Annotated in this window: 30 protein-coding genes; all 30 read left to right on the top strand. The window is 57.2% G+C overall.

The genetic code is table 11. The features are described from left to right. The first annotated feature begins 46 nt into the window (after positions 1-46). The 30 genes from rpoC (at position 47) to ACEN2R_RS01870 (ending at position 22,816) form a co-directional block, all read left to right on the top strand. On the top strand, positions 47-4,294 hold the full coding sequence (rpoC, locus tag ACEN2R_RS02015) for a DNA-directed RNA polymerase subunit beta' (RefSeq protein ID WP_442038687.1): 4,248 nt from the start codon (positions 47-49) through the stop codon (positions 4,292-4,294). 128 nt (positions 4,295-4,422) lie between these two features. After that, entirely contained in the window at positions 4,423-5,235 is an 813-nt protein-coding gene (locus tag ACEN2R_RS02010) for a glycosyltransferase (RefSeq protein WP_442038685.1), read from the top strand. Positions 5,236-5,323: 88 nt separating this feature from the next. Further along, entirely contained in the window at positions 5,324-6,226 is a 903-nt protein-coding gene (locus tag ACEN2R_RS02005; protein WP_442038683.1) for a DMT family transporter, read from the top strand. Positions 6,227-6,743: 517 nt separating this feature from the next. Continuing rightward, complete coding sequence (gene rpsL, locus ACEN2R_RS02000) at positions 6,744-7,115, top strand: 30S ribosomal protein S12 (RefSeq protein ID WP_442038681.1); 372 nt, start codon at positions 6,744-6,746, stop codon at positions 7,113-7,115. A 12-nt stretch (positions 7,116-7,127) separates the two neighbouring features. After that, entirely contained in the window at positions 7,128-7,598 is a 471-nt protein-coding gene (rpsG, locus tag ACEN2R_RS01995; protein ID WP_442038679.1) for a 30S ribosomal protein S7, read from the top strand. 43 nt (positions 7,599-7,641) lie between these two features. After that, complete coding sequence (gene fusA, locus ACEN2R_RS01990) at positions 7,642-9,759, top strand: elongation factor G (protein ID WP_442038677.1); 2,118 nt, start codon at positions 7,642-7,644, stop codon at positions 9,757-9,759. Between the two features lie 45 nt (positions 9,760-9,804). Continuing rightward, complete coding sequence (gene tuf, locus ACEN2R_RS01985; RefSeq protein ID WP_442038675.1) at positions 9,805-10,980, top strand: elongation factor Tu; 1,176 nt, start codon at positions 9,805-9,807, stop codon at positions 10,978-10,980. Between the two features lie 78 nt (positions 10,981-11,058). Further along, the gene (gene rpsJ / locus ACEN2R_RS01980) at positions 11,059-11,367 is read left to right on the top strand and encodes a 30S ribosomal protein S10 (RefSeq protein WP_042456850.1); all 309 of its coding nucleotides are present in this window, start codon (positions 11,059-11,061) and stop codon (positions 11,365-11,367) included. Positions 11,368-11,381: 14 nt separating this feature from the next. Further along, positions 11,382-12,224: a 50S ribosomal protein L3 gene (rplC, locus tag ACEN2R_RS01975; protein ID WP_442038672.1), complete on the top strand. Its 843-nt coding sequence runs from the start codon at positions 11,382-11,384 to the stop codon at positions 12,222-12,224. Further along, positions 12,214-12,834, top strand: a complete 621-nt coding sequence (gene rplD / locus ACEN2R_RS01970) for a 50S ribosomal protein L4 (protein WP_442038670.1) — start codon at positions 12,214-12,216, stop codon at positions 12,832-12,834. Before rplC ends, rplD begins: the two co-directional genes overlap by 11 nt. Beyond that, entirely contained in the window at positions 12,831-13,127 is a 297-nt protein-coding gene (locus ACEN2R_RS01965) for a 50S ribosomal protein L23 (protein ID WP_442038668.1), read from the top strand. Before rplD ends, ACEN2R_RS01965 begins: the two co-directional genes overlap by 4 nt. Before the next feature lie 96 nt (positions 13,128-13,223). Beyond that, entirely contained in the window at positions 13,224-14,066 is an 843-nt protein-coding gene (rplB, locus tag ACEN2R_RS01960; protein WP_442038666.1) for a 50S ribosomal protein L2, read from the top strand. A gap of 2 nt (positions 14,067-14,068) precedes the next feature. Continuing rightward, positions 14,069-14,347 carry a 30S ribosomal protein S19 gene (rpsS, locus tag ACEN2R_RS01955; protein ID WP_442038664.1) on the top strand — a complete coding sequence of 93 codons (279 nt, stop codon included), beginning with the start codon at positions 14,069-14,071 and terminating at the stop codon, positions 14,345-14,347. A 5-nt stretch (positions 14,348-14,352) separates the two neighbouring features. After that, positions 14,353-14,733 carry a 50S ribosomal protein L22 gene (gene rplV, locus ACEN2R_RS01950; RefSeq protein ID WP_442038662.1) on the top strand — a complete coding sequence of 127 codons (381 nt, stop codon included), beginning with the start codon at positions 14,353-14,355 and terminating at the stop codon, positions 14,731-14,733. Further along, positions 14,733-15,434 (top strand): 30S ribosomal protein S3, encoded by a 702-nt coding sequence (gene rpsC, locus ACEN2R_RS01945; protein ID WP_442038660.1) that lies wholly within the window; start codon positions 14,733-14,735, stop codon positions 15,432-15,434. Before rplV ends, rpsC begins: the two co-directional genes overlap by 1 nt. A gap of 20 nt (positions 15,435-15,454) precedes the next feature. Then, positions 15,455-15,868: a 50S ribosomal protein L16 gene (rplP, locus tag ACEN2R_RS01940; RefSeq protein WP_442038658.1), complete on the top strand. Its 414-nt coding sequence runs from the start codon at positions 15,455-15,457 to the stop codon at positions 15,866-15,868. 95 nt (positions 15,869-15,963) lie between these two features. Beyond that, positions 15,964-16,167, top strand: a complete 204-nt coding sequence (gene rpmC, locus ACEN2R_RS01935) for a 50S ribosomal protein L29 (RefSeq protein ID WP_442038656.1) — start codon at positions 15,964-15,966, stop codon at positions 16,165-16,167. Positions 16,168-16,180: 13 nt separating this feature from the next. After that, positions 16,181-16,408 (top strand): 30S ribosomal protein S17, encoded by a 228-nt coding sequence (gene rpsQ, locus ACEN2R_RS01930; protein ID WP_442038654.1) that lies wholly within the window; start codon positions 16,181-16,183, stop codon positions 16,406-16,408. 65 nt (positions 16,409-16,473) lie between these two features. Further along, positions 16,474-16,842 carry a 50S ribosomal protein L14 gene (gene rplN / locus ACEN2R_RS01925; protein ID WP_009574016.1) on the top strand — a complete coding sequence of 123 codons (369 nt, stop codon included), beginning with the start codon at positions 16,474-16,476 and terminating at the stop codon, positions 16,840-16,842. Between the two features lies 1 nt (position 16,843). Next, positions 16,844-17,158, top strand: coding sequence for a 50S ribosomal protein L24 (gene rplX, locus ACEN2R_RS01920; RefSeq protein WP_442038651.1), 315 nt, complete (start codon positions 16,844-16,846; stop codon positions 17,156-17,158). Next, a complete protein-coding gene (gene rplE, locus ACEN2R_RS01915; protein ID WP_442038649.1) occupies positions 17,151-17,714 on the top strand; it encodes a 50S ribosomal protein L5 in 564 nt (187 codons plus the stop codon). The genes rplX and rplE overlap by 8 nt, the downstream gene beginning before the upstream one ends. A 20-nt stretch (positions 17,715-17,734) precedes the next feature. Further along, positions 17,735-18,040 (top strand): 30S ribosomal protein S14, encoded by a 306-nt coding sequence (gene rpsN, locus ACEN2R_RS01910; protein ID WP_442038647.1) that lies wholly within the window; start codon positions 17,735-17,737, stop codon positions 18,038-18,040. Positions 18,041-18,054: 14 nt separating this feature from the next. Next, on the top strand, positions 18,055-18,447 hold the full coding sequence (gene rpsH / locus ACEN2R_RS01905; protein ID WP_442038645.1) for a 30S ribosomal protein S8: 393 nt from the start codon (positions 18,055-18,057) through the stop codon (positions 18,445-18,447). A 10-nt stretch (positions 18,448-18,457) separates the two neighbouring features. Then, the gene (gene rplF / locus ACEN2R_RS01900) at positions 18,458-18,991 is read left to right on the top strand and encodes a 50S ribosomal protein L6 (protein WP_442038643.1); all 534 of its coding nucleotides are present in this window, start codon (positions 18,458-18,460) and stop codon (positions 18,989-18,991) included. 11 nt (positions 18,992-19,002) lie between these two features. Then, positions 19,003-19,362, top strand: coding sequence for a 50S ribosomal protein L18 (gene rplR, locus ACEN2R_RS01895; RefSeq protein WP_442038641.1), 360 nt, complete (start codon positions 19,003-19,005; stop codon positions 19,360-19,362). A 10-nt stretch (positions 19,363-19,372) separates the two neighbouring features. Then, positions 19,373-19,933, top strand: coding sequence for a 30S ribosomal protein S5 (gene rpsE, locus ACEN2R_RS01890; protein WP_442038639.1), 561 nt, complete (start codon positions 19,373-19,375; stop codon positions 19,931-19,933). A gap of 12 nt (positions 19,934-19,945) precedes the next feature. Next, positions 19,946-20,134: a 50S ribosomal protein L30 gene (gene rpmD, locus ACEN2R_RS01885; protein WP_442038637.1), complete on the top strand. Its 189-nt coding sequence runs from the start codon at positions 19,946-19,948 to the stop codon at positions 20,132-20,134. A gap of 105 nt (positions 20,135-20,239) precedes the next feature. Then, entirely contained in the window at positions 20,240-20,713 is a 474-nt protein-coding gene (gene rplO, locus ACEN2R_RS01880) for a 50S ribosomal protein L15 (RefSeq protein ID WP_442038635.1), read from the top strand. Between the two features lie 100 nt (positions 20,714-20,813). Beyond that, a complete protein-coding gene (gene secY / locus ACEN2R_RS01875; protein ID WP_442038633.1) occupies positions 20,814-22,169 on the top strand; it encodes a preprotein translocase subunit SecY in 1,356 nt (451 codons plus the stop codon). Next, a complete protein-coding gene (locus ACEN2R_RS01870; protein WP_442038631.1) occupies positions 22,166-22,816 on the top strand; it encodes an adenylate kinase in 651 nt (216 codons plus the stop codon). Before secY ends, ACEN2R_RS01870 begins: the two co-directional genes overlap by 4 nt. The last annotated feature ends 60 nt before the right edge of the window (positions 22,817-22,876 follow it).

Below are 22,876 nucleotides of genomic sequence, written 5' to 3'. Positions count from 1 at the left end.
TCTTCCGCCCCACTTTTCCCCTTCCCCTGATATGTAAGGACGCAAAATGAACCAGGAACTGACGAACAACCCGTTCAACCCGCTTGCCCCCGTCAAGACCTTTGACGAGATCAAAGTCTCTCTGGCCTCGCCAGAGCGGATTTTGTCGTGGTCCTACGGCGAGATCAAAAAGCCGGAAACCATCAACTACCGCACGTTCAAGCCAGAGCGTGACGGCCTGTTCTGTGCGCGTATTTTTGGCCCGATCAAGGACTACGAATGCCTGTGCGGCAAATACAAACGCATGAAGTATCGTGGCGTTGTCTGCGAGAAATGCGGCGTCGAAGTCACGCTGCAAAAGGTGCGCCGCGAGCGGATGGGTCATATCGAGCTGGCCTCGCCCGTTGCACACATCTGGTTCCTGAAATCGCTGCCAAGCCGCATCGGTCTGATGCTGGACATGACGCTGCGCGATCTGGAACGCATTCTGTACTTTGAAAACTACGTTGTGATCGAACCCGGCCTGACAGACCTGACCTATGGTCAGCTGATGTCCGAGGAAGATTACATGGACGCGCAGGACAACTTTGGCTCCGACGCCTTTACCGCCGGCATCGGTGCGGAAGCCATTCGTGAAATGCTGTCCCTGATCGACCTCGAGTCCGAGGCAGACTCGCTGCGCGCCGATCTGGCCGTCGCAACGGGCGAGCTGAAGCCAAAGAAGATCATCAAGCGGCTGAAGATCGTTGAATCGTTCCTTGAATCGGGCAACCGCCCGGAGTGGATGATCCTGACGGTTATTCCGGTCATTCCGCCCGAGTTGCGCCCGCTGGTGCCGCTGGACGGTGGCCGCTTTGCGACCTCCGACCTGAACGACCTGTATCGCCGCGTGATCAACCGGAACAATCGCCTGAAGCGCCTGATCGAACTGCGCGCGCCCGACATCATCGTCCGCAACGAAAAGCGGATGCTGCAAGAGTCGGTCGATGCCTTGTTCGACAACGGTCGTCGCGGCCGCGTCATCACCGGTGCCAACAAGCGCCCGTTGAAGTCGCTGTCGGACATGCTGAAGGGTAAGCAGGGTCGCTTCCGTCAGAACCTTTTGGGCAAGCGCGTCGACTTCTCCGGTCGTTCGGTCATCGTGACCGGCCCCGAGCTGAAGCTGCACCAGTGCGGCCTGCCCAAGAAGATGGCGTTGGAGCTATTCAAGCCGTTCATCTACTCGCGGCTCGAGGCCAAGGGCCTGTCTTCCACGGTGAAGCAAGCCAAGAAGCTGGTCGAAAAAGAGCGCCCCGAGGTTTGGGACATTCTGGACGAGGTGATCCGCGAACACCCGGTCATGCTGAACCGGGCGCCGACGCTGCACCGTCTTGGCATTCAGGCGTTCGAACCAATCCTGATCGAAGGCAAGGCAATCCAGCTGCACCCGCTGGTGTGTTCCGCGTTCAACGCCGACTTTGATGGCGACCAGATGGCTGTTCACGTTCCACTGAGCCTTGAGGCACAGCTCGAAGCGCGCGTTCTGATGATGTCGACGAACAACGTTCTGTCGCCAGCCAACGGCGCGCCGATCATTGTTCCTTCGCAGGATATGATCCTTGGTCTCTATTACATCACGATGGAGCGTAAGGGCATGAAGGGCGAGGGCATGATCTTCTCGAACGTGGACGAGGTGCAGCATGCCCTCGACGCGGGAGAGGTGCATCTGCATTCGTCTATCCAGGCCCGTATTCCGCAGATCGACGACGAAGGTAACGAGGTGATGGTGCGTCACGCAACGACACCGGGGCGCCTGCGTCTTGGCGCGCTTCTGCCGCTCAATGCCAAGGCGCCGTTCTCGCTGGTGAACCGTCTTCTTCGGAAGAAAGAGGTGCAGCAGGTCATCGACACCGTCTACCGTTATTGCGGTCAGAAAGAGTCGGTTATCTTCTGTGACCAGATCATGACGATGGGCTTCCGCGAGGCGTTCAAGGCCGGCATTTCGTTCGGTAAGGACGACATGGTCATTCCTGACAGCAAGTGGACTATCGTTGACGGCGTTCGCGCACAGGTCAAGGAATTCGAACAGCAGTATATGGACGGCCTAATCACTCAGGGCGAAAAGTACAACAAAGTTGTCGACGCCTGGACCAAGTGTTCCGACGAGGTTGCGGCCGCGATGATGGGCGAAATGTCTGCTGTCCGTGTCGACGACGCCGGTGCCGAAAAAGAGCCGAACAGCGTTTACATGATGTCTCACTCCGGTGCCCGGGGTTCCCCGGCCCAGATGAAACAGCTGGGCGGTATGCGCGGTCTGATGGCCAAGCCGAACGGCGAGATCATCGAAACGCCGATTATCTCGAACTTCAAAGAAGGTCTGACCGTTCTCGAGTATTTCAACTCGACCCACGGTGCCCGTAAGGGTCTGGCCGATACCGCGCTCAAGACGGCGAACTCGGGTTACCTGACCCGCCGTCTGGTGGACGTGGCGCAGGACTGCATCGTGCGTCAGCATGACTGCGGCACCGAGCTTGCGATCACCGCCGAGGCTGCCGTGAACGACGGCGAGGTTGTTTCCTCGTTGGCGGAACGGATTCTGGGCCGCGTTGCCGCCGATGACGTTTTGCGTCCCGGCACCGACGAGGTTCTGGTTGCCAAGAACGAGCTGATCGACGAGCGCAAGGCGGACCTGATCGAAACGTCGGGTGTGACCAAGTTCCGCATCCGCAGCCCGCTGACATGTGAAGCCGAAGAGGGCGTCTGCGCCGCGTGCTACGGCCGCGATCTTGCACGCGGTACTTTGGTGAACCAGGGCGAAGCGGTCGGCATCATCGCGGCACAGTCCATCGGTGAACCCGGCACACAGCTGACGATGCGGACGTTCCACATCGGCGGTATTGCGCAGGGTGGCCAGCAGTCGTTCCTTGAGGCATCGCAGGCCGGTAAGGTCGAGTTCCGCAACGCAAGCCTTCTGGCGAACGTCGCGGGCGAGGTGACGGTCATGGGCCGGAACATGGTTCTGGCGATCCTGGACGAGACAGGTCAGGAACGTGCCAGCCACAAGCTGACCTATGGTTCAAAAATGCACGTCAAAGAGGGCCAGATGGTTGCCCGCGGCGACAAGCTGTTCGAATGGGACCCCTACACTCTGCCGATCATCGCCGAGAAAGAAGGCGTGGCAAAGTTTGTGGACCTTTATTCGGGTATCTCTGTCCGCGAGGACACCGATGATGCAACGGGTATGACCCAGCGTATCGTGACCGATTGGCGTTCGGCGCCGAAAGGCAACGAGCTGAAGCCCGAAGTTATCATCATGGATCCCGAGACCGGCGAGCCGGTGCGTCAGGAAAACGGCAACCCGGCAACTTACCAGATGTCCGTGGACGCCATTCTGTCGATCGAAGACGGCGAACCGATCAAGGCCGGCGATGTTATCGCCCGTATCCCGCGCGAAGGTGCCCGGACAAAGGACATTACCGGTGGTCTGCCGCGTGTGGCCGAATTGTTCGAAGCCCGTCGTCCAAAGGATCACGCGATCATCGCTGAACTCGACGGCTATGTGCGCTTTGGCAAGGACTATAAAAACAAGCGCCGGATCACGATTGAACCGGCTGACGATACGATGGAACCGGTCGAGTATATGGTCCCCAAGGGCAAGCACATTCCTGTTCAGGAAGGCGACTTTGTCCAGAAGGGCGATTACATCATGGACGGCAACCCGGCGCCGCATGACATCCTTGCGATTATGGGTGTCGAGGCCTTGGCTGACTACATGATCGACGAAGTTCAGGACGTCTATCGTTTGCAGGGCGTGAAGATCAACGACAAGCACATCGAGGTGATCGTTCGCCAGATGCTGCAAAAGTGGGAGATCCTCGACTCTGGCACATCGACGCTGCTCAAAGGCGAGCATGTGGACAAGGCAGAGTTCGACGCCGCCAATGAAAAGGCGATTTCCAAAGGTGGCAAGCCCGCAACGGGCGAACCGATCCTGCTGGGTATCACCAAGGCGTCGCTGCAAACCCGGTCGTTCATCTCTGCGGCTTCGTTCCAGGAAACAACGCGCGTGCTGACCGAGGCTTCGGTTCAGGGCAAGCGGGACAAACTGGTCGGTCTGAAAGAGAACGTCATTGTGGGTCGACTGATCCCCGCTGGGACCGGTGGCGCAACGATGAAAGTGCGCGCCATTGCGACGGCGCGTGATGCCAAGGTTCTGGATGCCCGCAAGGCAGAGGCTGCCGCCGCTGCGGCGCTAGCTGCCCCGGTCAAGGACATCGTCGGCGATGACGTATTCGATAGCGGTCTGGTGGAAACGCCGGAAAGCCGCAGCGAATAAGAGCCTGCGCTCTTGAATCTGCAAAGGCCCCCGTATGAAAATGCGGGGGCCTTTTGCGTTCTGCTAAAGGGCATTCCGTTCCGGAATCGAAGGCGTTAAGGTCGCGGCAACATTGGTAGGGCGGTGATATGGGCGCGCAGATCAAAAACCAAATCATCGGCCTTGTCCGCTTTTCGTATCCATCGAGAAACGGCTTCAGCAAAGAGTTTCCGACCCTTGGGGAGCTTCAATCGTTTTTGTACGATCCTGAACGGCTGGAACGTCGTTTTGCCCTTTTTGAAATGCTGACTTTGCCGTCCTTGCTGGCACAGCGTGACCCGGATTTCACATGTGTGTTTCTTGTGGGTGAGGGGCTTCCGCCGGACGCGCTGGAGCATCTGCGGGACTTGGTGAAACCCCTGGCAAAGCCGGTGATCGTGCAGCTTGAACCTCTGCCCCACTATGCCGCGACAAAGAAGGCGTTCAAACCGGCGACCGCTGCGGGCGCGACCCATGTCACGACGTTCCGGCTTGACGACGATGACGCGCTTGATCTGGGGTATGTCGAACGCCTTAAGCACATAGCGGATCGTCTGCTGCACGTCAGCGGGGACGAGACGCCGTTGGTGATCGGGTTCAACAGGGGCTTCTTTCTTGAAACCGGCCCCAAGGGGGTCGAGATATACGATGTCTGCGAAAGGCTACCGCTGGGCATTGGTCTGGCGATGGTGCGCCGATCGGGGGAACCGCACAATATATTCGCCCGGAACCACCGCTTTGTCTCGCAGTTCTTCAATACATACACCGATGCTGTCACCCCCAGTTTTATCCGGTCTGTGCATCGGGACAACGATTCAGGCACGCATATTACGGGGCAATCCCGGACCATGTCCGAAGCGGACATTGCAAAAGTTCTGGCCAAAAACTTTGCGACCAGTATGCAGCAACTGAAGACGGTCTGACGCCACATAAAAATGTCGGTTTCCAATGCCCGACAATAGAGGTAGGCGAAAAGCCGATATGCCTTGGGCACAGCGGAAAGTATCAGTGGTGAACGGACTAAGCGACAACTCACGCGGCGCGCTGCTTATGATGCTGGCAATGGCGGCATTCACATTGAACGACACATGCATGAAGGCGCTGTCGGACGAGGTGCCGCTGTTTCAGGCCCTGTTCATTCGGGGCATCGTGACCGTGATCGCCATGTATTTTCTGGCCCGATATATGGGCGCGCTGTCGTTCAGGATTTCAGCGAAAGACTGGGGTTTGATCGGTCTGCGCACCATCGGCGAGGTCGGTGCCGCCTATTATTTTATCACAGCCCTGTTCAATATGCCGCTTGCCAATATATCTGCCATTCTGCAGGCGCTTCCGCTGACGGTTACCCTTGCGGGGGCTCTGTTCATGCGCGAGCCCGTCGGATGGCGCCGGTTGATTGCGATTCTGATCGGCTTTGTCGGCGTGATGATGATTGTGCGCCCCGGAACCGAAGGTTTTAACGAATACTCGGTCTATGCCCTGATCTCGGTCGGGTTTGTCACGCTTCGCGATCTGTCCACACGGCGGATCTCGCGGTCTGTTCCGTCGATGACAGTTGCTCTTTGTGCGGGAATCGGTGTGACCGTCTTTGCGGCGGCGGGGTTGTTCGCGGTAGAGTGGCAACCCGTCAGCACAAAAGCCGGGATACAGCTTGCAGGCGCGTCATTCCTGATCTTGCTTGGCTATACATTCAGCGTGATGGTGATGCGGGTCGGTGATATCGGCTTTGTTGCGCCATTCCGATATGCGGGCCTTTTGTGGGCTTTGGTTCTTGGGTTTGTGGTGTTCGGCGACTGGCCCAACAACTGGACGCTTATGGGAAGCGCGATCGTTGTTGCGACCGGTGTCTTCACCCTTTACCGCGAACACCGCGGTGCGCGGGGCAGGTTCGCCGCATCTGCAAAAGGCGCCTGACAGAGCGCAGGCTGCTCTGCCTGCCACCGAGCGCCTCGAGGCGGGGTCTTTGGGAACCAAAGCATCGCGGCCACCCAGTGCGGCTGGTTGCGACGGGACGGCGGCGCGTCAGTGGCGAGGCGCATTCGGTTCGATCTGGCGTGTCTACCGGAAGATCTGTTAAAAGATCGTTTCAGGGTGGCCTTAGCCTCAATCTGCGGCTGCTTGGTGCCCTGAGCATCGCCTGGCGCAATGCGGGGAATTGGCGGCGGGCCGACTGGCGGGTTCATCTGCGCTAGTTGGCATTGGGTCTGTTGACACCCCCAGCGACTCCTCGTATAGAACGCCCACTCTAGCCTGCGGGGCAACCCCCGACTGGGTTTTACAAAACTAAAGTGGTCACGATCCGGGCCTTAGCCTCGATCCTCTGAAAATCCACCGCGTCGTTCCCGCGAACGAGGGGACGCATGCGGTATTTTGCGTATTGTAAGCAGCAATACGTCCGATATTTGAATAGGTTGCAACACGGGGAACCGGAATGCCAACGATCCAACAGCTGATCCGCAAGCCGCGACAGCCAAAAATTAGACGGTCCAAGTCCTTGCACTTGGAATCATGCCCGCAGAAACGCGGCGTATGCACTCGCGTGTACACCACGACCCCGAAAAAGCCGAACTCGGCTATGCGGAAAGTGGCAAAAGTTCGCCTTACCAACGGGTTTGAGGTGATCAGCTACATTCCGGGTGAAAGCCACAACCTTCAGGAGCACTCTGTGGTTCTGATCCGTGGGGGTCGTATCAAAGACCTTCCCGGCGTTCGTTATCACATTCTTCGTGGTGTTCTCGACACGCAAGGCGTCAAAGACCGTCGCCAGCGTCGTTCGAAATACGGCACGAAGCGTCCGAAGTAAGGAGAGGCAGAGATGTCCCGTCGTCACGCCGCCGAAAAGCGCGAAATTCTGCCCGACGCCAAATTTGGTGATCGTGTGCTGACAAAGTTCATGAACAATCTGATGATCGACGGTAAGAAGTCGATCGCGGAAAGCATTGTTTACAACGCATTCGATCGCGTTGAAGGCAAGCTCAAGCGTGCCCCCGTGGAAGTGTTCCACGAAGCGCTCGAAAATATCAAGCCGTCGGTCGAAGTTCGGTCCCGTCGCGTTGGCGGTGCAACCTACCAGGTTCCCGTCGAAGTGCGCCCCGAGCGTCGTGAAGCCCTGGCGATCCGTTGGTTGATCATCGCGGCGCGCAAGCGCAACGAGAACACCATGGAAGAGCGTCTTGCCGGCGAACTCGTTGACGCTGTCAACAGCCGCGGCACAGCGGTGAAAAAGCGCGAAGACACGCACAAAATGGCCGATGCTAACAAAGCATTCAGCCATTACCGTTGGTAATAACGTCGTCTTAGGCGACGCATGATTTAGAGGCACGTCCAAAATGGCACGCGAATATCCACTCCAGCGGTACCGGAATTTCGGCATCATGGCGCACATCGATGCGGGTAAGACTACCTGCACCGAGCGGATCCTGTACTATACAGGTAAATCCCACAAAATCGGCGAAGTGCATGATGGCGCTGCGACGATGGACTGGATGGAGCAAGAGCAGGAGCGTGGAATCACGATCACTTCTGCTGCGACGACCACCATGTGGGAACGCACAGAGGACGGCGTGTCTACTGGCGAGCCAAAGTTCCGCTTCAACATCATCGACACTCCCGGTCACGTTGACTTCACTATTGAAGTCGAGCGTTCGTTGGCTGTTCTGGATGGCGCAATCTGCCTTCTTGACGCTAACGCCGGAGTTGAGCCGCAGACAGAAACCGTTTGGCGTCAGGCTGACCGGTACAAGGTTCCGCGCATTGTGTTCGTCAACAAGATGGACAAGATCGGTGCCGACTTCTTCAACTGCGTTCGGATGATCAAAACCCGCACGGGTGCGACACCGATGCCGATTCAGTTGCCGATTGGCTCCGAGGACAACCTCGAAGGCATCATCGACCTGATCGCAATGGAAGAGTGGGTCTATGAGGGTGAAGATCTGGGTGCGTCCTGGATTCGTCAGCCGATCCGCGAAAGCATGCAGGATCTGGCCAACGAATGGCGCGGCAAGATGATCGAGCTGGCCGTCGACATGGACGACGCAGCAATGGAAGCCTACCTGGAGGGCAACGAGCCTGACGTGGCGACTCTGCGCAAGCTGATCCGCAAGGGCACGCTGGCGATGGCGTTCGTTCCGATCCTGGCCGGCTCCGCGTTCAAGAACAAAGGCGTGCAGCCCTTGTTGAACGCCGTGATCGACTTTCTGCCTGGCCCGCTTGATGTGCCTGCATACATGGGCTTCAAGCCCGGTGATGACACAGAAACACGTGACCAGCCCCGTTCTGCAGATGATGCGCAGCCGTTCTCTGGCCTCGCGTTCAAAATCATGAACGACCCGTTTGTCGGATCCTTGACGTTTACCCGCATCTACTCGGGGCAGCTGAAAAAGGGCGACAACGTTATCAACTCGACCAAAGGCCGCAAAGAGCGGATCGGTCGTATGATGATGATGCACTCGATCAACCGCGAAGAGATCGAAGAGGCATTCTCGGGCGACATCATCGCGCTGGCCGGTCTGAAAGAGACCACCACTGGTGATACGCTCTGCGATACCGCTGCTCCGGTTGTGCTGGAAACGATGACATTCCCCGATCCAGTGATCGAGATTGCCATCGAGCCCAAGACCAAGGCCGACCAGGAAAAAATGTCGCTTGGCCTTCAGCGCCTGGCAGCAGAGGATCCATCGTTCCGCGTCGAAACCGACATCGAGTCCGGTCAGACTATCATGAAGGGCATGGGTGAACTTCACCTTGATATTCTCGTTGACCGTCTGCGTCGCGAATTCAAGGTCGAGGCGAACATCGGTGCTCCTCAGGTTGCCTACCGCGAGACGATTGGACACGAGGCCGAGGTTGACTACACCCACAAGAAACAGTCGGGTGGTTCGGGTCAATTCGCGCGTATCAAGATGGTCATCATTCCGACCGAGCCAGGCGAGGGCTTTTCGTTCACCTCTAAGGTTGTTGGGGGTTCGGTTCCGAAAGAATACGTACCCGGCGTTGAAAAGGGCATCAAATCGGTCATGGACTCCGGTCCTCTGGCAGGTTTCCCTGTAATTGATTTTCGTGTTGAACTGATTGACGGTGCCTACCACGACGTTGACTCCAGCGTTCTGGCATTCGAAATCGCGGCACGTGCTGGTATGCGTGAAGGTCTGCGTAAAGCGGGTGCAAAGCTGCTGGAGCCGATCATGAAGGTCGAAGTTGTGACGCCCGAGGAATACACGGGCGGCGTCATCGGCGACCTGACCTCGCGTCGCGGTATGGTTCAAGGGCAAGACAGCCGCGGCAACGCAAACGTCATTGATGCCTTTGTTCCGCTGGCCAACATGTTCGGTTACATCAACACGTTGCGGTCGATGACTTCGGGTCGGGCAAACTTCTCGATGTCCTTCGATCACTACGAGCCCGTACCGCAGAACATCTCGGACGAAATTCAAAAGAAATTCGCGTAAGGGCGACCGCGCCCTAACGCTTCACAGAATTAACAGGAGGCCATCATGGCAAAGGCAAAGTTTGAGCGTAATAAACCGCACGTTAACATTGGCACGATTGGCCACGTTGACCACGGCAAGACGACGCTGACCGCAGCAATCACGAAGTATTTTGGCGAATTCCGTGCATACGACCAGATTGATGGCGCACCGGAAGAGAAGGCCCGCGGGATCACGATCTCGACGGCGCACGTCGAGTACGAGACAGAGGCGCGTCACTATGCGCACGTCGACTGCCCCGGCCACGCCGACTACGTGAAGAACATGATCACCGGAGCGGCGCAGATGGACGGCGCGATTCTGGTTGTGAACGCGGCCGACGGCCCGATGCCGCAAACGCGCGAGCACATCCTGCTCGGTCGTCAGGTCGGCATCCCGTACATGGTCGTTTACATGAACAAGGTTGACCAGGTCGACGACGCCGAACTGCTGGAGCTGGTCGAGATGGAGATCCGCGAACTGCTGACCTCCTACGAATACCCCGGCGACGACATTCCGGTTATTCCGGGATCGGCTCTGCACGCGATGAACGGCACACAGCCTGAAATCGGCGAGAACTCGATCCGCGCGCTGATGGCGGCTGTTGACGAGTACATCCCGACGCCTGCACGCGCTGTTGACCAGCCGTTCCTGCTGCCGATCGAGGACGTGTTCTCGATTTCCGGTCGCGGCACTGTTGTGACCGGCCGTATCGAGCGTGGCGTGATCAACGTGGGCGAGGAAGTCGAGATTGTCGGCATCCGTGACACGAAGAAATCGGTTTGCACCGGCGTTGAAATGTTCCGCAAGTTGCTGGATCGCGGGGAGGCTGGCGACAACGTTGGCGTTCTGCTGCGCGGCATCGACCGCGAGGGCGTAGAGCGTGGCCAGATCCTGTGCAAGCCAGGTTCGGTCAAGCCGCACACCAAGTTCGAGGCCGAGGCCTACATTCTGACGAAAGAGGAGGGTGGCCGTCACACGCCGTTCTTCGCGAACTACCGCCCGCAGTTCTACTTCCGCACCACGGACGTTACCGGAACCGTTACGCTGCCAGCTGGCACCGAGATGGTTATGCCCGGCGACAACCTGAAGTTCGAAGTCGAACTGATCGCCCCGATCGCGATGGAAGAGAAGCTCCGCTTCGCCATCCGTGAAGGCGGCCGCACCGTCGGTGCCGGCGTCGTGTCCAAGATCCTTGCTTAACTAAGACCGGGTTCGAAGTGGGGCGGGCAATAATGCCCGCTCCACCTATCAACCCTAACGCCGCGAGAGGCTAAGACTATGCAAAGCCAAAACATTCGCATCCGGCTGAAGGCCTTCGATTACCGCGTACTGGATGCCAGCACGCAGGAAATCGTAAACACGGCAAAGCGCACCGGCGCTCAAGTCCGTGGCCCGATTCCGCTTCCGAACAAAATTGAAAAGTTCACGGTTCTCCGTGGTCCGCACATTGATAAAAAGTCGCGTGACCAGTGGGAAATTCGGACGCACAAGCGTCTTCTGGACATCATCGACCCGACCCCGCAGACCGTTGACGCGCTGATGAAGCTCGACCTCGCTGCTGGTGTTGACGTCGAGATCAAAGTTTAAGGGGGGCAGTAGAGATGTTGCGCTCTGGTGTTATCGCAAAGAAGCTGGGCATGACCCGGCTGTTCCTTGAAGACGGCAAGCAGATTCCTGTGACCGTTCTTCAGTTGGACAACTTGCAGGTCGTTGCTCAACGCACGTCCGAAAAAGACGGCTATTCGGCGGTCCAGCTTGGTGCTGGTACGGCGAAAGTCAAACGCGTGTCGCAGGCGATGCGCGGTCATTTCGCCGCCGCAAATGTTGCGCCGAAGCGGAAGATCGCGGAATTCCGCGTGGCTCCCGAGATGATGATCGACGTTGGTGAAGAAATCACCGCCGACCATTACTTCTCCGGCCAGTTTGTTGACGTGTCCGGCACGTCGATCGGTAAGGGCTTTCAGGGCGCTATGAAACGTCACAACTTTGGGGGCCTTCGCGCATCCCACGGTGTGTCGGTTTCGCACCGTTCGCACGGCTCGACTGGTCAGTGTCAGGATCCGGGCAAGGTTTTCAAGGGCAAGAAGATGGCTGGTCACATGGGCTCCGCCCGCGTCACCACGCAGAACCTTCAAGTCATCAGAACCGACGCAGAGCGTGGCCTGATCATGGTTAAAGGCGCTGTTCCCGGTTCCAAGGGTGGCTGGGTCACTGTCAAGGATGCTGTCAAGAAGGCAGTCCCAGAGAACGTGATCCGTCCTGCTGCACTGCGCTCCGCTGCAATCGTCGCCGCTAAGGCTGCCGAAGCTGCCGCCGCTGCTGCTGCTGCCGAAGAAGAAGCCGCACGTCTGGCTGCCGCTGCTGAAGAGCAAGCTGCAATCGAAGCGGCAGAGGCTGCACCCGCAATCGAAACCCCTGAAGGAGGCGAGAACAATGAAGGCTGATGTCATCAAGCTCGACGCCGCCAAAGCCGGGTCGATTGATCTGGACGATGCGATTTTCGGACTGGAGCCGCGTGCGGACATCCTTCACCGTGTCGTTCGTTGGCAGCGTGCCCGCACGCAGGCTGGCACTCACAAGGTGAAAACACGGTCCGAGACGAGCTACTCGACCAAGAAGATCTATCGCCAGAAGGGCACCGGCGGCGCACGCCACGGTGACCGTAACGCGCCGATCTTCCGCGGTGGTGGTATCTACAAAGGTCCAACGCCCCGTAGCCATGCCCATGAGTTGACGAAGAAATTCCGCGCTCTGGGTCTGAAGCACGCTCTGTCGGCGAAAGCCAATGCAGGCGAGCTGATCGTGATCGACACTGCGGATCTGGCCGAAGCCAAGACCGCGCTGCTTGCCAAGACTGTCAAGGAATTGGGCTGGAAGCGCGTTCTGATCATCGACGGCGCAACTGTGAACGAAAACTTCGCAATCGCCGCTCGTAACCTTGACGGCGTGGATATCCTGCCGTCGATGGGCGCAAATGTCTACGACATCCTGAAGCGTGACACTCTGGTGATCACCAAAGCCGGGATCGAAGCACTGGAGGCTCGACTGAAATGAGCACGAAGGCAGACCACTACGACGTGATCCGTAAGCCGATCATCACCGAAAAGGCAACATTGGCTTCTGAAGCCAACGCCGTTGTTTTCGAAGTGGCGATTGATGCCAACAAGCCAATGATCAAAGAAGCTGTCGAAAGCCTCTTCGGTGTCAAGGTGAAGGCGGTTAACACCACCATCACCAAGGGCAAGGTCAAGCGGTTCCGCGGCATGCTTGGTAAGCGCAAGGATGTGAAAAAGGCTTATGTTACGCTCGAAGAGGGTAACACTATCGACGTCTCTACGGGGCTCTGATAGAAGGCACCGAATCTGCGGCCCCGGTCTTCGGGGCCGCGTTCTTTTTACTAACCAGGGACCTTCGGGGCCCTAAGAAAACGGAAGACAGAAAGCATGGCACTCAAGTCGTATAAACCGACGACGCCAGGCCAGCGTGGGCTGGTTCTGATCGACCGTTCGGAGCTCTGGAAAGGTCGTCCGGTCAAAGCCCTCACTGAGGGATTGTCCAAACACGGCGGCCGGAACAACACCGGACGGATCACGATGCGTCGCCGCGGCGGTGGCGCGAAGCGGCTTTATCGCATCGTGGACTTCAAACGGAACAAATTTGATATCGCGGCAGTCGTCGAGCGGATCGAGTATGACCCGAACCGGACCGCGTTTATCGCACTCATCAAATACGAAGACGGCGAGCAAGCCTATATCATTGCTCCCCAGCGTATTGCGATTGGTGACAAGGTCATCGCCTCGGCCAAGGCCGATGTGAAACCAGGCAACGCAATGCCCTTCTCGGGTTTGCCGCTGGGTACGATCGTTCACAACATCGAGATGAAGCAAGGCAAAGGCGGCCAGATCGCACGCGCTGCGGGCACATACGCCCAGTTCGTCGGTCGTGACGGTGGTTACGCGCAGATCCGTCTGTCTTCGGGCGAGTTGCGCATGGTGCGTCAGGAATGCATGTGCACCGTCGGTGCTGTATCGAACCCTGACAACTCCAACCAGAACTTCGGTAAGGCTGGCCGTAACCGCCACAAGGGCATCCGCCCGTCTGTGCGTGGTGTGGTCATGAACCCGGTCGATCACCCACATGGTGGTGGTGAAGGCCGGACATCCGGTGGTCGTCATCCCGTTACGCCCTGGGGTAAGCCCACTAAAGGTGCGCGGACCCGTAACAAGAACAAAGCGTCGTCGAAGCTTATTATCCGCTCGCGTCACGCCAAGAAGAAGGGCCGGTAATTATGTCGCGTTCTGTTTGGAAGGGCCCGTTCGTCGACTCCTATGTGCTTAAGAAAGCCGAAGCGAGCCGCGAATCCGGTCGTAGTGAAGTCATCAAAATCTGGTCGCGCCGCTCGACGATCCTGCCCCAGTTCGTGGGCCTGACGTTTGGCGTTTACAACGGCAAGAAACACATTCCCGTCAACGTGTCGGAAGATATGATCGGTCAGAAGTTTGGCGAATATTCGCCAACACGGACGTACACCGGTCATGCTGCTGACAAAAAAGCGAAGCGGAAGTAAGCGCCATGAGCAAAGAGAAAAATCCGCGCCGCGTGGCTGACAATGAAGCATTTGCAAAGTCCAAAATGCTTCGCACGTCTCCGCAAAAGCTGAACCTCGTCGCACAGTTGATCCGTGGCAAGAAAGTAGACAAGGCCCTTATGGACCTTACTTTCTCGAAAAAACGGATCGCTGCTGACGTGAAAAAGTGTCTTCAGTCCGCAATCGCGAACGCCGAGAACAATCACAACCTTGATGTTGACGAGCTGGTGGTGGCCGAGGCCTACGTCGGCAAGAACCTAACCATGAAGCGCGGTCGCCCGCGTGCTCGTGGCCGGTTCGGCAAGATCATCAAGCCGTTTTCCGAGCTGACCATCAAGGTCCGGCAAGTCGAGGAGCAAGCATAATGGGTCAGAAGGTCAATCCGATTGGCATGCGCCTTCAGGTCAACCGCACCTGGGACAGCCGCTGGTACGCCGATACCAAAGACTTCGGCAATCTTCTTCTTGAAGACCTCAAAATGCGTGAGTTCATCAAGGTCGAGTGCAAGCAGGCCGGTGTTAGCCGTATCATCATCGAGCGTCCGCACCGCAAGTGCCGCGTCACGATCCACACGGCACGCCCTGGCGTGATCATCGGCAAAAAAGGTGCGGACATCGAAGGCCTGCGCAAGAAACTTGCTGCTTTGACCGCGTCCGAACTGCACCTGAACATCGTCGAGGTTCGTAAGCCCGAGCTTGACGCTGCGCTGGTTGCCGAGAGCATCACGCAGCAGCTTGAGCGCCGTGTGTCCTTCCGTCGCGCTATGAAGCGTGCCGTGCAGAACGCAATGCGCATGGGTGCCTTGGGTATTCGTGTGAACGTCGCTGGCCGTCTGGGCGGTGCCGAGATTGCACGGACCGAATGGTACCGCGAAGGTCGTGTGCCCTTGCACACACTGCGCGCCGACATCGACTACGCAACTTCTGAAGGTCTTACAGCCTACGGCATCATCGGTGTCAAAGTCTGGATCTTCAAAGGTGAGATCATGGAGCATGATCCATCTGCCCGCGAACGTCGTCAACAGGAACTCCAGGATGGCGGCGGCGCTTCCCGTCCGCGCCGCTAACCGTTTGAAGGAGAACAGAGATGCTGCAACCTAAGCGCACCAAGTTCCGCAAGCTGCACAAAGGCCGTATTCACGGTGATGCGAAAGGCGGCTCCACGCTGACTTTCGGCACCTATGGCCTGAAGGCAACTGAACCGGAACGTATTACCGCCCGCCAGATCGAGGCCGCACGTCGCGCCATGACCCGGCATATGAAACGTCAAGGCCGTGTCTGGATCCGGGTATTCCCGGACACTCCAGTCACATCCAAGCCCACCGAAGTTCGGATGGGTAAAGGTAAAGGCTCTGTCGATTTCTGGGCAGCCAAAGTAAAACCCGGCCGTGTCATGTTTGAGATTGACGGCGTCACAGATTCTGTGGCAAGGGAAGCGCTCCGGCTCGCTGCGATGAAACTCCCGATCAAAACTCGGGTTGTCATCCGCGAAGACTGGTAAGATTTTTTACTGGGCCCCCACGGTCGGTGGGGGTTCGGATTTTTTGTTGGAAAAGCGCCGGCTTGTACGGTGACTTCTGATGGAAGGAAGTGGCGATGCACGCCCAGGAACTACGCGATAAAACACCCGAACAGTTGCGTGAGCAGCTGACAAATCTGAAGAAAGAGCAATTTAACCTGCGCTTTCAACAGGCAACGGGGCAGATGGAAAACACGTCTCGCATGAAGGCGGCCCGCCGCGATGCTGCGCGCGTGAAAACCATCCTTAACCAAAAGGCCGCATCTGCGGCCGCTGAATAAGGGAGCCTAACCTATGCCCAAACGCATCCTGTCAGGCACCGTGACCAGCGACAAGAACGAGCAGACCGTAACGGTCGTCGTTGAGCGTCGCATCACGCACCCTGTTCTGAAAAAGACGATCCGCAAGTCCAAAAAATACCGGGCGCACGATCCTCTGAACACCTACAAAACCGGCGACGCTGTCCGCATTCAGGAATGTGCGCCGATTTCAAAGACAAAACGCTGGGAGGTTTTGGCTTAATCCGCCAAATCCTTTCGGTTTGATCGAAACCCTGGGACGAGTTCCCAAAGGTCGGGAGAATCTACATGATCCAGATGCAGACCAATCTCGATGTTGCTGACAACTCCGGCGCACGCCGCGTTCAGTGCATCAAGGTCCTGGGTGGTTCCCATCGCCGTTACGCCTCTGTGGGCGACATCATTGTGGTGTCGGTGAAAGAAGCCATCCCACGCGGTCGCGTGAAGAAGGGTGACGTCCGTAAGGCCGTCGTCGTGCGCACCGCTAAAGAAGTTCGCCGTGAAGACGGCACAGCGATCCGGTTCGACCGGAACGCGGCAGTGATCCTCAACAACAACAATGAGCCTGTCGGCACCCGTATCTTCGGGCCAGTTGTTCGCGAGCTTCGCGCCAAGAACTTCATGAAGATCATCTCGCTAGCGCCGGAGGTGCTGTAAGATGGCTGCTAAATTGAAAAAAGGCGACAAGGTTGTCGTGCTGACCGGCCGCGACAAGGGCAAAGAGGGTGCAATCGCATCCGTTAGCCCGAAGGCTGGCAAGGCCGTAGTTGAAGGCGTTAACGTCTCGATCCGCGCCACGAAGCAGACACAGACAAGCCAAGGCGGTCGCTTGCCCAAGGCAATGCCGATCGACCTGTCCAACCTGGCACTCGTTGACCCGAAAGAGGGTGGTCCCACCCGCGTTGGCTTCCGCATGGAAGGCGACAAGAAGGTCCGTTTCGCTAAGAAATCGGGGGTCGTGATCGATGCTTGATGCAGTAAACTACACACCGCGCCTAAAGGCACACTACAATGAAGTTGCAAAGGCTGCTCTGACTGAAGAGTTCGGCTACACCAACGTCATGCAGTTGCCCAAGCTGGACAAAATCGTTCTGAACATCGGCTGCGGCGCCGAGGCGGTACGTGACTCCAAGAAGGCAAAATCGGCAGAAGCTGACCTGACCGCGATTGCCGGTCAGAAAGCTTTGATTACGAAGGCAAAGAAATCCATTGCTGGTTTTCGCGTTCGTGAAGAAATGCCGCTTGGCGCAAAAGTCACGCTTCGTGGCGACCGGATGTACGAATTCCTGGACCGTCTTATCACCATCGCAATGCCCCGTATCCGCGACTTTCGCGGTGTACCCGGCAAATCTTTCGATGGCCGTGGCAACTACGCCATGGGGATGAAAGAGCATATCGTGTTCCCCGAGATCAACTTCGACAAAGTCGATGAGGTTTGGGGTATGGACATCGTCATCTGCACCACCGCGAAAACCGACGCGGAAGCGAAGGCGCTGTTGAAGCATTTCAACATGCCCTTCAATAGCTGAGCGCGGGGAGAGAGTAAGACATGGCTAAGAAAGCAATGATCGAACGCGAAAAGAAGCGTCAGAAGCTGGTGGACCAATTTGCCGCCAAGCGTGCTGCGCTGAAAGCGATCGCTAACAACCAAGAGCTGCCTGTTGAGGAACGCTTCAAAGCGAACCTGAAACTGGCTAAATTGCCGCGGAACTCGTCTGCTACGCGCTTGCACAACCGGTGCCAGCTGACGGGTCGTCCTCACGCTTACTATCGTAAGCTTAAGGTTTCGCGCATCATGCTTCGTGAACTTGGCGCTATGGGCCAGATTCCGGGCATGGTTAAGTCCAGCTGGTAAGGGGAGATTAGAAAATGAATGATCCTCTCGGTGATATGCTGACACGCATCCGTAACTCGCAGATGCGCGGCAAATCCACAGTCCGCACTCCGGCGTCCAAGCTTCGCGCTTGGGTTCTGGATGTATTGGCAGACGAAGGTTACATCCGTGGGTATGAGGCGCAGACTGGCGCTGATGGCCATCCGGAAATCATCATCAGCCTGAAGTACTATGAAGGTACTCCTGTCATTCGCGAATTGAAGCGGGTCTCTAAGCCCGGTCGTCGCGTTTACATGGGCGTTAAGGAAATTCCGTCGGTCCGTCAGGGCCTCGGTGTTTCCATCGTGTCGACACCCAAGGGTGTTATGTCAGACGCTGCAGCACGGACCGCCAATGTTGGTGGCGAAGTGCTCTGCACGGTCTTCTAAGGAGTAGGTCATGTCTCGTATTGGTAAAAAACCGGTCGAGCTGCCCGCAGGTGTTACCGCATCTGTGTCCGGCCAGACCGTTGAAGTGAAGGGCCCCAAGGGTTCGCGTAACTTTACAGCAACTGACGACGTGCAGATCACGATTGACGGCAACGCCGTCTCCGTGGCTCCGCGTGGCAAGTCAAAGCGCGCTTTGCAGCAGTGGGGCATGAGCCGCACGATGGTAAACAACCTTGTGACGGGCGTCAGCACCGGCTTCAAAAAAGAGCTGGAAATCAACGGCGTGGGTTATCGCGCGGCAATGGCAGGCAATGTCCTGAAGCTGTCGCTCGGTCTGTCCCACGAGGTAAACTTCCAGGTGCCGGATGGCGTCACAGTGACGTCTGCGAAGCCGACGGAGATTACCGTCGAAGGTATCGATCAACAACTCGTCGGCCAGGTCGCGGCCAATATCCGCGAATACCGGAAGCCCGAGCCCTACAAGGGCAAAGGCATCAAGTACAAAGGCGAGTTCATCTTCCGTAAGGAAGGCAAGAAGAAGTAAGGACGCACAAGATGGCAAACAGCAAAAGAACCCTGTTTCTGAAGCGCCGCCTGCGCGTTCGGAACAAACTACGGAAGATGGCGAACGGGCGTGCCCGTCTGTCTGTTTTCCGTTCGAACAAGAACATCAGCGTGCAGCTGATCGACGATGTGAATGGCGTCACGCTCGCTTCGGCTTCTTCTCTCGAGAAGGATCTGGGCGTTCTGGGCAAGAACAACATCGAAGCAGCGACCAAGATCGGTGCAGCAATCGCCGAGCGGGCCAAAAAGGCCGGTATCGAAGAGTGCTATTTCGACCGTGGTGGCTTCCTCTTTCACGGGAAGGTGAAGGCTTTGGCCGAAGCTGCTCGTGAAGGCGGCCTGAAGTTCTAAGGAGACGATAATGGCAAGAGAAGACAACCGTGGGGGCCGTCGCGATCAACGCGAGGAGACCCCGGAATTCGCCGATCGTCTGGTAGCGATCAACCGCGTTTCGAAAACCGTCAAGGGTGGTAAGCGTTTTGGCTTCGCTGCTCTGGTGGTTGTAGGTGACCAGCGCGGTCGCGTCGGTTTCGGCAAGGGTAAGGCCAAAGAGGTCCCCGAGGCGATCCGCAAAGCGACTGAGCAGGCAAAGCGTCAGATGATCCGCGTTCCTTTGCGCGATGGTCGTACGCTGCACCACGATATGGAAGGTCGCCATGGTGCCGGCAAAGTTGTGATGCGCACTGCACCACAAGGTACTGGCATCATTGCGGGTGGACCAATGCGTGCTGTGTTCGAGATGCTTGGCATCCAGGACGTGGTTGCTAAGTCTATCGGCTCGCAGAACCCCTACAACATGATCCGTGCAACCCTCGATGGCCTGACGAACGAAACGTCGCCCCGTATGGTTGCTCAGCGTCGCGGCAAGAAGGTTTCGGATATCCTCCGCAAACCCGAAGCCGAAGTCGCTGCGGAAGCGTAAGGAGCGGAACCAATGGCAAAAACCATCGTCGTCAAGCAGATCGGTTCCCCGATCCGCCGCCCCGCCAAGCAGCGTGCTACGCTGGTTGGTCTGGGTTTGAACAAGATGCAGAAAACCCGCGAGCTAGAAGATACACCTTCGGTTCGCGGCATGGTCAATTCAATCCCGCATCTCGTCAAAATCATCGAAGAGCGCGGTTAAGCGTTTACAAGGTGGGCAGAACTGCCCGCCTTTTCCCTTTAATATTAAAGCCGTGGCTGCCTCATTTTCGCTTTCGCGAGGCACATCCGGCAAGGAGAGAGCGATATGAAACTCAATCAGTTGAGCGATAACGCCGGCGCAACCAAAAAGCGCAAGCGCGTTGGTCGTGGTCCGGGTTCCGGAACTGGTAAAATGGCCGGTCGCGGTATCAAGGGCCAGAACTCGCGTTCGGGTGTGTCGTTGAATGCCTACGAAGGCGGCCAGATGCCCCTTTACATGCGTTTGCCAAAGCGCGGCTTCAACAAGCCGAACCGCAAGGAATTCGCCGTTGTGAACCTGGGTCTGATCCAGAAGTTCATCGACGCGAAAAAGCTGGACGCAAAAGCAGAGATCAACGAAGACGCTTTGGTTGCATGCGGTTTGGTTCGTCGCAAACTGGACGGCGTCCGCGTTCTGGCAAAGGGCGACTTCTCGGCCAAGATCAACCTGGCTGTTACGGGTGCATCGAAGTCCGCAGTGGACGCTGTAGCGGCCGCTGGCGGGGCTCTGACAGTCAAGACTGCGGCAGTAGCTGAATAAGCGCTTGTGAGCGGCTCTCTGGCCGCTTACATAACTACAAGTTTTCTTGCGCCGCCAACCGGAGAACGGTCTGGCGGCGCTGTCATTAAGAGAGGCCCGAATGGCATCTGCGGCAGAGCAAATGGCGGCAAATATGAGCTGGGGGGCTTTGGGAAAAGCCACCGAGCTTCGTAAGCGCATCGTTTTCACAATCGGTCTTTTGATCGTCTATCGTCTGGGCACTTATATTCCGGTACCTGGAATTGACGGCATCCAGCTGCGCGCGTTCATGGATGACGCTGCGACAGGGATCGGCGGCATCCTGAACATGTTCACAGGTGGTGCAATCAGTCGCATGGGCATTTTTGCCCTCGGCATCATGCCCTATATTTCCGCTTCGATCATTGTTCAGCTGCTTGGCGCCATGTGGGAGCCATTGATGCAGTTGAAAAAAGAGGGAGAGCAGGGCCGCAAGAAGATCAACCAGTATACCCGATACGGCACTGTGGTCCTTGCGACGTTCCAGGCCTACGGGTTGGCTGTCAGCCTTCAGGCCGGTGATCTGGCGTCGACTCCCGGCCTCTATTTCATCATTAGCTGCGTCGTCACCCTTGTGGGCGGCACGATGTTCCTGATGTGGCTGGGCGAGCAGATTACGGCGCGCGGTATCGGAAACGGCATCTCGCTGATCATTTTCGTTGGTATTGTAGCCGAAATCCCAAGCGCCTTGGCGCAGTTCTTTAGTCAGGGTCGTTCGGGTGCGATTGCGACGCCTGTCGTCATCGGGGTCATTCTGATGGTGATCGCGACGATTGCATTCGTAGTGTTTATGGAACGCGCCTTGCGCAAGATCCACATCCAGTATCCCCGCCGCCAGGAAGGCATGAAGATCTACGAGGGTGGTTCGTCCCACCTTCCGATCAAGGTGAACCCGGCCGGCGTTATTCCTGCAATCTTTGCCTCGTCTCTACTGCTTTTGCCGACGACTCTGGCAACCTTTTCGGGGTCGCAGACTGGGCCGATCATGTCGACGATATTGGCGTATTTTGGTCCCGGTCGGCCACTGTATCTGCTGTTTTTCACGGCGATGATTGTCTTCTTCACCTACTTCTACACAGCCAACGTTGCGTTCAAGACCGACGAAGTCGCGGACAACCTGAAAAACCAGAACGGTTTTGTTCCCGGCATCCGGCCAGGAAAGAAAACTGCGGAGTTTCTGGACTATGTCGTCGCCCGTATTCTGGTCGTTGGCGCGGCCTACCTTGCGGCAGTTTGTCTCCTCCCCGAGATTCTGCGTTCACAATTCTCGATCCCTTTCTATTTTGGCGGCACATCGGTCCTGATCGTCGTGTCGGTCACTATGGATACGATTCAACAGGTTCAATCCCATCTGCTGGCACACCAGTATGAGGGGTTGATTGAAAAATCGCAGCTGCGCGGAAAGCGGCGTGGCAAAAAAGGGACATCCAGACGATGAACATTATTCTCCTAGGGCCCCCGGGGGCGGGAAAAGGAACGCAAGCGCGTCGTTTGGTGGAAGAGCGGAACATGATCCAGCTTTCGACTGGCGACATGCTGCGCGAGGCGCGGACCTCCGGGACGGAGATGGGTCAAATCGTTGCCGATGTCATGGATCGCGGCGACCTTGTGACGGATGAGATTGTGATTGGATTGATTGATGAAAAACTGTCGGGCGACGCCGCCGGCGGGTTCATCTTTGACGGGTTTCCCCGCACGCTTCGCCAAGCGGATGCTCTGACACGCTCGTTGGAAAAAGCTGGCATGTCTCTGGACGCAGTGATCGAGATGCAGGTCGATGACGAGGCGCTTGTGCGTCGCATCACAGGCCGCTTCACATGCGGTTCCTGCGGCGAGGTCTATCACGACGAAACCAAACGCCCTGCCGTCGAGGGGGTTTGTGACGTCTGTGGCGGCACCGAGATGAAGCACCGCGCTGACGATAACGCGGACAGCCTCAAGCAGCGTTTGATGGAATATTACAAAAAGACGTCGCCGCTGATTGGCTATTATTATGCCAAAGGGCAGCTGCACACCGTAGATGGTTTGGCAGAAATCGAAGATGTCGCAGCTTCTATCGCTGCTGTGCTTGACGGAACCGCTTGACCCTCTTGACCTTATAGTCAAAACCCCATAGATCACGCCATCTTGCACAAGAATCGGCTG

Origin of the sequence: Pseudogemmobacter sp. W21_MBD1_M6 (assembly GCF_052119585.1) — a bacterium.
GTDB lineage: Bacteria > Pseudomonadota > Alphaproteobacteria > Rhodobacterales > Rhodobacteraceae > JBGQOJ01.
This window is presented reverse-complemented; position numbering and strand designations above follow the sequence as displayed.